At 63.8% G+C, this 11,186-nt stretch carries 8 protein-coding genes; all 8 read right to left on the bottom strand.

What is annotated here, in order from left to right; genetic code table 11:
* Nucleotides 1–9: 9 nt before the first annotated feature.
* The 8 genes from nirD to Q7I88_RS08010 all read right to left on the bottom strand — a co-directional run bounded on the left by nirD (nt 10) and on the right by Q7I88_RS08010 (nt 10,690).
* Nucleotides 10–384 (bottom strand): nitrite reductase small subunit NirD, encoded by a 375-nt coding sequence (gene nirD / locus Q7I88_RS08045; protein ID WP_305098522.1) that lies wholly within the window; start codon nt 382–384, stop codon nt 10–12.
* On the bottom strand, nt 384–2,870 hold the full coding sequence (gene nirB, locus Q7I88_RS08040; RefSeq protein ID WP_305098521.1) for a nitrite reductase large subunit NirB: 2,487 nt from the start codon (nt 2,868–2,870) through the stop codon (nt 384–386). Before nirB ends, nirD begins: the two co-directional genes overlap by 1 nt.
* Nucleotides 2,871–3,111: 241 nt before the next feature.
* On the bottom strand, nt 3,112–4,323 hold the full coding sequence (locus Q7I88_RS08035; RefSeq protein WP_305098520.1) for an alginate export family protein: 1,212 nt from the start codon (nt 4,321–4,323) through the stop codon (nt 3,112–3,114).
* Nucleotides 4,324–4,462: 139 nt separating this feature from the next.
* A complete protein-coding gene (locus Q7I88_RS08030; RefSeq protein ID WP_305098519.1) occupies nt 4,463–6,130 on the bottom strand; it encodes an ABC transporter ATP-binding protein in 1,668 nt (555 codons plus the stop codon).
* Nucleotides 6,131–6,132: 2 nt separating this feature from the next.
* Nucleotides 6,133–7,194 (bottom strand): ABC transporter permease, encoded by a 1,062-nt coding sequence (locus tag Q7I88_RS08025; protein ID WP_305098518.1) that lies wholly within the window; start codon nt 7,192–7,194, stop codon nt 6,133–6,135.
* A 29-nt stretch (nt 7,195–7,223) separates the two neighbouring features.
* Nucleotides 7,224–8,663 (bottom strand): CmpA/NrtA family ABC transporter substrate-binding protein, encoded by a 1,440-nt coding sequence (locus Q7I88_RS08020; RefSeq protein WP_305098517.1) that lies wholly within the window; start codon nt 8,661–8,663, stop codon nt 7,224–7,226.
* Nucleotides 8,664–8,885: 222 nt separating this feature from the next.
* The gene (locus tag Q7I88_RS08015) at nt 8,886–10,094 is read right to left on the bottom strand and encodes an ABC transporter substrate-binding protein (RefSeq protein WP_305098516.1); all 1,209 of its coding nucleotides are present in this window, start codon (nt 10,092–10,094) and stop codon (nt 8,886–8,888) included.
* Nucleotides 10,091–10,690 carry an ANTAR domain-containing response regulator gene (locus Q7I88_RS08010; RefSeq protein ID WP_305098515.1) on the bottom strand — a complete coding sequence of 200 codons (600 nt, stop codon included), beginning with the start codon at nt 10,688–10,690 and terminating at the stop codon, nt 10,091–10,093. Before Q7I88_RS08010 ends, Q7I88_RS08015 begins: the two co-directional genes overlap by 4 nt.
* Between the last annotated feature and the right edge of the window lie 496 nt (nt 10,691–11,186).

Here is an 11,186-nt window from a genome sequence, read left to right as displayed (position 1 = left end):
ATCAGCCCCTCACGCCGCCAGCGCCGGCGCGAGGGGCGGCGCTTTTCCCGGTATGACGGCCTCGCGCAGCAGGAACAGGCGCCCGCTGTCGATCTTGAGCGGGATCGTCGGCGTGCAGCCTTGGTCGTCGCCCAGCGCTTCGCCGGTCCTGAGCGAAATGCGCCAGTTGTGCAGCGGACATGAGACGCTGTCGCCATGGACGATACCCTGGCTGAGCGGCCCCTGCTTGTGCGGACACGTGTTGACCAGCGCGTAGAACTCCCCGCGCATGGTGTGGAACACTGCGATCTCGTCGCCACCGGCGACCGGCAGGGTGCGGGCCGAACCCGGTTCGATCTGCGTGGTGGTCCCGATGTCGAGCCAGGTGCCATAGGCCTCGGACATCATGCATTCTCCACGGCAAGGGGACGGATTTCGGCGAGGTGGCTGTGCAGGTTGCGATGCGCTCCCGCGGCGCGACGCGCCCAGGGATCGACCTGCCAGAACGTCTGCGACAGGCGGAACCGCGCCGCGAGCGCGGGGATGGCGCCCGGATCGTCAAACAATTGCGCCTTGATCCATTCGAGACCCTTGCGCACGATCCACGGAGCCGTTCGCTCGAGGTAATGGCCGTCCTCGCGGTAGAGCTGGATGAAGGCGATGCAGGTCTCCATCGCCTCCTCCTCGGTCTCGACCTTGCACAACAGGTCCGTGCCGCGCAGGTGGATCCCGCCGTTACCGCCGACGTGCAGTTCGTATCCGCTGTCGACGCAGATCACGCCGAAGTCCTTGATCGTCGCCTCGGCGCAATTGCGCGGGCAGCCGCTGACCGCCATCTTGAACTTGTGCGGCATGTAGCTGCCCCAGGTCAGGCGCTCGAGCTTGACCCCAAGCCCGGTCGAATCCTGCGTGCCGAAGCGGCACCATTCCGATCCGACGCAAGTCTTCACCGTGCGCAGGGCCTTGCCGTAGGCGTGGCCCGAGACCATTCCCGCCGCATTGAGGTCGGCCCAGACGGCGGGTAGGTCCTCCTTCTTGACGCCGAAGATGTCGAGCCGCTGGCCGCCGGTCACCTTGACCATCGGCGCATCGTATTTCTCGACCACGTCGGCGATTGCGCGCAGTTCCTTCGGATTGGTGATCCCGCCGAAGAAGCGCGGCACGACCGAATAGGTGCCGTCCTTCTGGATGTTGGCGTGCAGCCGTTCGTTGACGAAGCGGCTCTTCTCATCATCCTCGTATTCGCCGGGCCAGGCGCAGAGCAGGTAGTAGTTGAGCGCCGGGCGGCACGAGGAGCAGCCGTCGGGCGTGGTCCAGTGCAGTTCCTGCATGACCTGTGGGATCAGCTTCAGGCCCTTTTCCAGTATCAGGTGGCGCACGTCGTCGTGGGTGAAGCTGGTGCACTTGCACATCGTCTTCGGGCCGCTCTCGACCTTGCCGCCCAGCGTCAGCGCCAGCAGGCTCTCGACCAGGCAACTGCACGACCCGCAACTGGCCGAAGCCTTGCACTGCGAGCGCACCGCATCGAGGCTGTGTGCGCCGGTTTCTATGCACTGGACGACCCTGCCCTTGGAAACGCCGTTGCAGCCGCAGATTTCTGCGTCGTCCGAAAGAGCGGCAACGGCGGCGTTAGGGTCCGCCAGCGCACCTCCGCTGGCGAAGGCCTGTCCGAAGATCAGCGCCTCACGAATCTCCGAGATGTCTTCCTCCTTCTTGAGGAGGTCGAAGTACCAGTTCCCGTCCGCAGTATCGCCGTAGAGCACCGCCCCGACGACCCTGTTGCCCTTCACGACAACGCGCTTGTAGACCCCGCGCGAGGCGTCTCGCATGACGATGTCCTCGCAGTCCGCGCCCCCCGAGAAATCCCCTGCTGAAAACAGATCGATGCCGCTGACCTTGAGCTTCGTCGAGGTGACCGAGCCGAGATAGCCGCTCGGCGTGTCTGTGAGATAATCGGCCAGCGCGCGGCACATCTCCCACAGCGGCGCGACGAGGCCGTAGCACAGTCCGCGGTGCTGCACGCATTCGCCGACCGCCAGGATGTCGGGGTCGGAGGTGACCATGTGATCGTCGACCATGATGCCGCGCTCGCACTCGAGGCCGGCGGCCTTGGCCAGCCCAATCGACGGCTTGATGCCCGCCGCCACGACTACGATGTCGGCCTTGATCCGGGTTCCATCTTCAAGCTCGATCCCGGCGACCCGACCCTCGATGGAGTGAATGGTTTTCGTATTGGCGCCAGTCAGGATGGTGTGGCCGCGGCTCTCCAGCTCCTGACGAAGCAGGTATCCGGCCGCCTCGTCGAGCTGGCGTTCCATCAGGGTTGGCATAAGGTGAACGACGGTGACCTTCATTCCTCGCAAGGACAGGCCGTGCGCTGCCTCCAGTCCAAGCAGGCCGCCGCCGATTACCACCGCGTCACCGCCGAGTTCCGCGGCAGCGAGCATGCGCTCCACATCGTCGAGGTCGCGAAAGGTCACGACACCCGGCAGATCGTTGCCGGGAATTGGGATGATAAACGGGTCGGAACCGGTGGCGATCAGCAGCTTGTCGTAGGGCTCGATCCGGCCGGAGCGGCTGACCACCGACATGCTCTCGCGCTCGATGTGCTCGACCGGGTCGCCGCTGACGAGCTCGATCCCGTTCTCGGCGTACCATTCGGTCGAGTTGATGACGATCTCGTCGAACGTCTTCTCGCCGGCGAGCACCGGGGAGAGCATGATGCGGTTGTAATTGACCCGCGGTTCGGCGCCAAAGATCACGATGTCGAAGCGGCCAGCATCGCGCTCGAGCATTTCCTCGACCGCGCGGCATCCGGCCATGCCGTTGCCGATGACCACGAGCCTCTCGCGCGGGGGATCCGGTAGATCCAGGCCAGCCGGTGCGTTCATCTCTTCCTCCGCGGGCCGAAGCCCTGAGCGCGCACGCAAAAAAGCCGCCAAGTCGCGTCCCACAAGGGACAGACCGGCGGCACCGTTGCCACGCAATGTTGAACTTCAAACCGGGATTTGCGGATCGTCCGACTCTGGACGGGCAGATATCCCGATCTCCTGTTCGTTACTGCAATTCGCGCTTTGGTCGCAAGCGAATATTGCAATGCAGCATTCGTTTGCTTCAGGACCCTCCCACGCATCAGAACTCGTATTCGGTCTGGAGCCAGAGCTTCTCGGTGTCGGATGCGAACCCGTCGGAATTGAAGTCGGCGTACTTCGCCAGCAGGGTGATCGGGCCGAGCTTGAGGCCGAGCTGGGCGTCCCACTCGGTGCCGTAGTCGAGGCCGCCGAAGTCGCTGTCGAACTTGTGGTAGACCACCGCTGCGTTGAGACCGGGGAGCCCGGGCACTTTCAACGTCTTGCCTGCCTTCACGTAATAGTCGCGCAGGCCCGCCGCCGGCGTCGTCAGGAACATATCCGCCCAGCCGTTGAAAGCGTGGAGCGTGGCCAGCGGCGTTTGGAAGGACGCTACACCGCCATCGCTGCCTAGTTCCTCGTATCCGGCGCCGAGCGAAAAGCCGGCCAACGTGCTGCCCAGTTCGAAGCTGTAATAATCGGCCGAGTAGCTCACCGGGTTCGCGCCATAGTCGCCCTGGCGGGCATAGCTCGCCGTCACGCTCAGTTTGACACCCGGCAGTGGGAGGCTGGCCTTGGCCAACACGCCGTAAGTCTGGCTCGAGAAGGCGGCCCGAGTGTCGTAATCGATCAGGTAGGAAAAAGCCTTCACCTCGACACCGGCCAGCTCGGCCCCGGCGTTTAGCAGGACGATGTCGCCGTCGAAGTGCTCATTCGGACTGTCGCTGCCGAAGATCGTGCGCAGGGAATTCGAATAGGTCGCGTCGAGCGTGGCCGGTCCAATCTTCGCCTGCCCGCGCACCGCGTCGAAGGTCTGCTCGTTCTGGCGCCAACCGACGTTGCCGACGAAGCGCGCGTTGTCGAGGATGATGCGCTGGCGCCCGACCGTCACGCCGGTGCCGTCCTTCATCCACGAGACCTGCGCCCGGTTGAGCTCGATACTTTCGGGATCGGCGACCACAGGGAACGGCTCGACTCCGTTGCCCGGAAGCGTGTCGTTGTAATCCGACTGGAAAGCGCGGGTGCTCTCCGCCTCCGCCAGGACCGAGAAATCAGACGCCTTGATCTCGCCGCCGAAGCGCAAGCGAAAGGTGATGGCATCGGCATCATTGGCGGCGCTGGCCTGATCGACCGTCTCGTAGCGCAGGCGCGCGTTGAAGAGCAGGTCGAGATTGACGCCATCGGCGATCGCGACCGGGTCGCCGTCCTTGGCCTGGGCTGGAACGGAAATGGTCAGAGTCGAAGCAGCGGCGAGCAGGCGGAATGCGGTTTTCATTGGCGCTTTTCCTTGCGGCGAGACCCGGCCGGGTCCGTTGCGGGAAGCGAGCGCCATTGCCCGCCGTTCGAGCCGGACGAACCGGCGTTATCCGTTTCGCGGGTGCGGCCCCTCTGCCGCCCCGGCCCCTCCCAGAGCGTCAGGCGGCCTTCGCCGCTGGACCGTGGTCGTATTCCGCCAGGAAGTGCAGCACTTTCTGCCGGTAGCGGTAGAACTTCGGGTGATCGAGCAGCGCCTTGCGCTCGCGCGGGCGCGGCAGGTCGACTTCGAGAATCTTGCCGATCGTGGCGTTCGGCCCGTTGGTCATCATCACCACCCGGTCGGCCAGCAGAATCGCCTCGTCGACGTCGTGCGTGACCATGATCGCGGTGACATTGGTCCGATTCCAGGTTTCGACCAGCACGTCCTGCAGGTCCCAGCGGGTTAGGCTGTCGAGCATTCCGAAAGGCTCGTCGAGCAGCAACAAGCGCGGCGACAGGGCGAAGGCGCGGGCGATGCCGACACGCTGGCGCATGCCGTTCGATATCTCGCCCGCCATCCGCTCCTTCGCGTCGCCCAGGCCCACGCGGTCGAGGTAATAGTCGACGATGTCGCGCCGCGCGGCCCTGGAGGCGTGCGGATAGACCCGTTCGACACCCAGAGCGACGTTCTGCCGCGCGGTCAGCCAGGGCATCAGGCTGGGCGCCTGGAAGACCACAGCCTTGTCCGGCCCGGCAATGTCGATCTCGCGGTTGTCGAGAACGATGCCCCCGCCGCTGATTTCGTTGAGGCCGGCAGCCATCGTTAGCACCGTCGACTTGCCGCAGCCCGAATGGCCGATGAGCGAGACGAACTCGCCCCGGTCCATGAGCAGATTGAAATCCTCGACGACCTTGAGCGGCCCATTCGGCGTCGGGTAGACCTTGTCGAGCTTGAAGAATTCGAGATAGCGATCCTTGACAGCGCTCTTCGACGCATCGCGATAGGCCTGCGGCGGGGGTGCAAGGTCAAGCGGGGTTACGTTGGGCAGCGCGACCGAACTTTCGCCGACCGTCCCGGACTCCGCGTTGAGCGAGCCGAGGTAGGACACAATCTGCTTGCGCAGGGCCTGGAAGTGAGCGTCGTCGTTGACCTCTTCGCGGTCGCGCGGCCGCGCGACGTCAATATTGAACACCTGACCTATTCGAGCAGACGGTGAAGGGGTCAGAACAGCAACTCGATCGGCCAATAGAAGCGCTTCATCGACATCGTTGGTGACGAGCACGATGGTCCGTCCCTCTTCCTTGCGGATCCGCTCGATCTCGTCCTGCAGCTTGGCGCGCGTCAGCGCATCGAGCGCCGAGAGCGGCTCGTCCATCAGCAGGATTTCCGGCTCCATGGCGAGGGCTCGTGCGACCGCCACGCGCTGACGCATCCCGCCGGACAGCTGTGACGGCTTGCGATCCATTGCGTGGCCGAGCCCGACCAGTTCGACCTTCTGGCGTACGAGCGCGGCGCGTTCCTCGCGGCTGCGGTCCTTGTGAACCGCATCGACCGCCAGCGCGACGTTCTGCTGCACGGTGAGCCAGGGAAACAGCGAGTAGGACTGGAACACCAGGCCGCGATCCTTGCCCGGTTCGCTGACCGCCTTGCCCTTGAGCAGGATCTGGCCGGCATCAGGTGCGACCAAGCCGGCGACCGTGTTGATCAGCGTGGTCTTGCCAGCCCCCGAGAAGCCGAGGATGGCGACGAATTCGCCTTCGGCAACATCGAGGTCGATGCCGGCGAGGACGCTGGTCTCGCCATAAGACTTTGTTACGCCGCGCAAGGAGAGGATCGGTTGGTCCATCTTCACACCGTATGGTTCTTGGAGGCGAGCGACTGGAGGAACATCATCAGCCGGTCGAGACCGAAGCCGATGAAGCCGATGACCAACACCGCAAACATGATGCGGGCGAGCGACTGGCTCGATCCATTCTGGAATTCGTCCCAGACGAATTTGCCGAGGCCGGGGTTCTGCGCGAGCATTTCGGCCGCGATGAGAACCATCCAGCCCACACCGAGCGAGAGGCGCATGCCGGTGAAGATGTAGGGCAAGGAAGCCGGCAGGATCAGGCGGGTGAGCTTGGCAAACCAGCCGAGCCTGAGCACGCGTCCGACGTTGAGTAGATCCTTGTCGATGCTGCTGGCGCCGACGGCCGTGTTGATCAGCGTCGGCCAGAGCGAACACAGCATCACTACCAGCGCCGAAATCACGAAGGCCTTGGGCAGCAGCGGATCGGCATTGCTGATCATCGCCGAGATGACCATTGTCACGATGGGCAGCCAGGCCAGCGGGCTGACCGGTTTCATGATCTGAACCAGTGGATTTATTGCCGCGTTGACCAGGGGCGACAGGCCGCAGACCAGGCCGATCGGCACCGCCACGACGGTCGCGAGGATGAAGCCAAGAGCGACGGTCTTCAGCGAAGTGAACACCTGGTCGAGGAACGTCGGCGGCCCGGCATATTCGAACTCGCGAACCGCGCCCGGATTGCCAGCAGCGACCGCTGCCGCGTTGCTGGCGTCCTGCCGGGCGTAGAATTGCGCCTCGGCCTCCTTGGCGGCGGACCATTCGTCATAGAGCGCGACGCCCTGTTCGGCGACTTCCGCCGGTCCGGGCAGCGCGCCCAGCGAAGTATCTACTTGCGGCGCCAGCACCGCCCAGAGCGCGAGGAAAGTGGCAATTCCGATCAGCGGTGCGGCAAGCGACCGGGCCCAGCCCCCGATCTTTCCGGCAACCGGGCTGGTCTTCGGCCTGTCCCCTGCCTTCGCCTCGACCTTAACTTTGGCCGTATCACACGAAATCGGGGAGCTGGTCGGCTCGGCAAGACCGGGCTCGCCCTGCTCCATATCTGCGAATGCGGTTGCCATTGTCGAACTCCTGTTCAGTCCCAAGCTCATCAGCTGCCGCTGACGCCCGAGGCGGTGACCCGCTGCCCCTGCTTGAGGCCGATCTTGAATTTGGCGAGATAGGCGTTGGGTGCCTTGCCGTCGTAGGTCACGCCGTCGATGAAGCCACCTTGCGGGCCGCGGAAGCCATCGCTCTCGGGCACTGCAGCCGATGGGATAACGCCATCCGCCGCCAGCTTCTTGGCTGCCGCAAGATAGAGGTCCGGGCGATAAACGGCCTTGGCGGTATCGAAATACCATTGGTCGGTCTTGTCGTCGGCGATCTGGCCCCAGCGACGCATCTGCGTAAGGTACCAGATGGCATCGGAGTAGAACGGATAGCCGGCGTACTTGTCGAAGAAGATGTTGAAGCCCTTGGCGGCGCGCGTGTCGCCCGGTTCGAAGGTGAACTTGCCGGTCATGCTGGCGGCTATCACTTCGGGATCGGCTCCGACGTAGTTAGACTGGCTGAGGATTTTCACCGCTTCGGCACGGTTGGCACCATCGTCGGCGTCGAGCCACTGCTGCGCCTTGATCAGCGCACGGAGGATCGCGGCAGTCGTCGCCGGATACTTCTCGGCAAAATCCTTACGCAAGCCGAAGACCTTTTCAGGGTTGTCGTGCCAGATTTCGTCGTCGGTGATCACCGGGACGCCGATCTTCTTCTGCACTGCGGCTTGGTTCCAGGGCTCACCGACACAGTATCCGTCGATCGTCCCGGCCTCGAGCGTCGCCGGCATCTGCGGCGGTGGCGTCACCGACAGCGGGACATCGGCCGCAACGGTGCCGCCGACGTCGCCGGGGGTGTAGTAGCCCGGGTTCAGGCCGCCGGCTGCGAGCCAGTAGCGCAGCTCGTAATTGTGAGTGCTGACCGGGAAGACCATGCCCATCTTGAACTGCTTGCCCTGCCGCTCATAGCTCGCGACGACTGGCTTGAGCGCCGCAGCCGAAATCGGGTGCTTCGGCTTGCCGCTTTCTTTCGGCAGTTCGGGCTCGATCATCGCCCAAACCTTGTTCGACAGCGTGATCGCGTTGCCGTTGAGGTCGAGGCTGAGCGGAGCGATCAGGTCGGCCTTGGTGCCGTAGCCGATCGTCGCGGCGAGCGGCTGGCCCGCGAGCATGTGCGCACCGTCGAGCTGACCACCGATCACGCCGTCGAGCAGGACCTTCCAATTGGCTTGCGGCTGGAGTTCGACGTTGAGGCCTTCTTCGGCGAAGAAGCCCTTCTCCTTGGCAATGGCGAGCGGGGCCATGTCGGTCAGCTTGATGAAGCCGAGCTTGACGTTCGGCTTCTCAATCGCACCGTCGAGGCTGGCGGCGGCCGCCGTATCTTCCGAGGCTGCGGTTTCGCTGCTGCTGCCGCAGCCTGCAAGCGCCAGGCAGGCGGCTGCCGAAACCAAGGCCGCGATAACTCTCCTACGTCCCACCGCCGAACCCTCAAATCCCTTCATCGCTCGCCACTCCGGCCTCAAACGCACAACGCAAAAAAGCCGCCTCGACTTGACCCGGTTAAGGGTCAGATCGGGCGGCTACGTTGCCACGCAATGTTGAATCAAAATGGAGGGCCAGATGACCACCCATCGGCGGGTGCGACCTTCCGTTCGTGACGAGGTGATAACTGATTCGCCGCACGGCGGTAAAGCACTTTTTTGCACTGCAGCACGAACCTTCCTCTAGGGCAACGCCTTGAGATAGGCCTCGATATCTTCGGGATCGAAACAGCTGCCGTCGAAAAAGGCGTTGGGAGACAAGGTGATAACACCCTGCTGGGTGCTAACCTGCAGCGGCTGATCGAGGCTCCCCTCGACTTTCGAATTGGCGCCTGGGAGGGCGTCATCCGTGCCCTTTAGTGCACTGCGGTAGACGTCGGGCCGGAACACCCGTGCAGCCTTGGCCGCATCGTCGGGCGAGAATTCAAGGTGGTCCCAGCGCACCATCTGCGAATAGAGCCACTGTGCCTGGCTGACCCACGGGAAGTTTGCTGCTTCGCTGTGCTGGAACATGAAATCGGGATAATGCACGGGCTCAGCGCCCTGAGACAGGACCAGTCGGTCGGAAATCGAGCGCATTATCAGCTTGGCTTCGCCGCCGAGGTACTCGGGGCGCGCCAGGATTGCCGCACTGTCCTCCCAGGTGGCCGGGTCGACAAATTGCTTGCCGGCCTTGCGCATCGCTCGAATTAGCGCCTCGACCTGCGGACGCTTGGCTTCGAGCACCGGCTCGCGCATCGCCAGCGCCTTCTCGACCCCGCGGCGCCAGATTTGCGCCGTGGCCAGGACGATGGTGCCGACTCCGCGATCGACACAGACGCTGTTCCACGGCTCGCCGACACAGGCGCCGTCGATCTCGCCGCTCGCCAGGGCATCGGCAACGAAGGGCGGTGCAACGGTGATGATCTCGACGTCCTCGTCAGGACGAATTCCGCTCGCCGCCAGCCAGTAGCGCAGCTTGTAGTTGTGGCTGGAATAGCGATGCACGACACCGAAGCGCAGCCTTCGGCCCCGGGCAAGCGCCGCCAACGCCTCAGCTCGCAAGGCCTCGCCGCATGCCTTGGGATCGCCGAGTTCACCCGGCGTCACGACCTTGGCCGCCAGCTCGTTCGCCAGGGTCACGGCATTGCCGTTGAGGCCGAGCACGAACGGCACGGACAGCGGCTGGGCCGGACGGCCCCTGCCCAGGGTCGTGGCGATGGCGAGCGGCGCGATCAAGTGGGCCGCATCGCTGTGCCCGTAAAGCAGGCGATCGAGCACCGTCGCCCAGCTGACATCGCGCACGAATGTCAGGCGAAGGCCTTCTTCCTCGGCGAACCCGTGCTCGTGCGCCAGGATCGGCAGGCACGCATCGACCAGTGGCAGGAAGCCGATCGTCAGGTGGTCGCTCATGTCCGCTGCCCCTTCATTTCTGCACCTCCCAGCAAATCGTGCGCCGTGACAACGGCTTCAGCGATCTCGAGAATGCGCTTGTTGGACGACATCGCCTTGCGCCGCAGTTCGCCGTAGGCTTGTGGTTCGCTGACCTTCTTGCTGTCCATTAAGATGCGCTTGGCGCGATCGATGGTGTCACGCTCGGCGAGCTTGCCCTTGGCTTCCGCGAGGTCCGATTGAAGTCTGGCGAAGGCATTGAACCTTCGCACTGCGAGGTCCAGCAACGGCTGGATGCGATGGGCGGAAAGCCCATCGACCACGTACGCCGACACTCCCGCATCGATGGAAGCGGCGATCGCATCATCGTCGCTCTCGTCCACGAACATGGCGATGGGACGCGCCAGCGCGCGGCTCACCACGAAATATTCTTCGAGTACATCGCGCGACGGATTGCCCAGATCGATCAGGACGATGTCCGGTGCGATTTTCTCGATCGCGAAGAGCAGGCCCTTGCGCTCGCTCAGGACGAACAGTTCGCAGTCCGGAAGCTGTGACAGCCCCTCGACGATTATAGAGGCTCGAGCAGGGCTTTCATCGACAACCGCGACCTTCATAACGCGATTGTGCACCGCAGCAAAGGCCGCGACAAGAGGGCATCGAGCATTTCAGCCCCAGCAATAAGGGGCTTTGGAACGGAACCAATCTCTGCGGCGACCCGCAGCGAGCGAGCTTTCGTTTGCCGTCGCGGCACCCGTCTGTCCGGTCGATTCCGCTGCCGTTGGGACGCGATGTCGAAGAGATCTTTACCGCGGACAGATGCTGCCATTCGTTTTTGGGCGTCTCGCTGACCTCGATGACGTTCTGACCAGTAAGAGGCTGGACCAACGCGTGCGCGCCAGAGTGGCTAACAGGGACAGCGTTCGTGCAGAAGTCGCGGGAATTGGATCGGTGACGCACTTCTTGGAACGGTGCATCGTGCGACCTTGCCCGCGTGCTCCTTACTAGCCGGCGCATTTGCCCTGGTAGTGCCGGGAGAAGCCAAAAGAGAGACCACGTGCCGGAGGCTGAGGCTTGCCGCAAATTGGCGGAGTTCTCACTTACCCGGCAAGC

This window comes from Croceibacterium aestuarii (genome assembly GCF_030657335.1).
Taxonomy (GTDB): Bacteria; Pseudomonadota; Alphaproteobacteria; order Sphingomonadales; family Sphingomonadaceae; genus Croceibacterium_B; species Croceibacterium_B aestuarii.
This window is presented reverse-complemented; position numbering and strand designations above follow the sequence as displayed.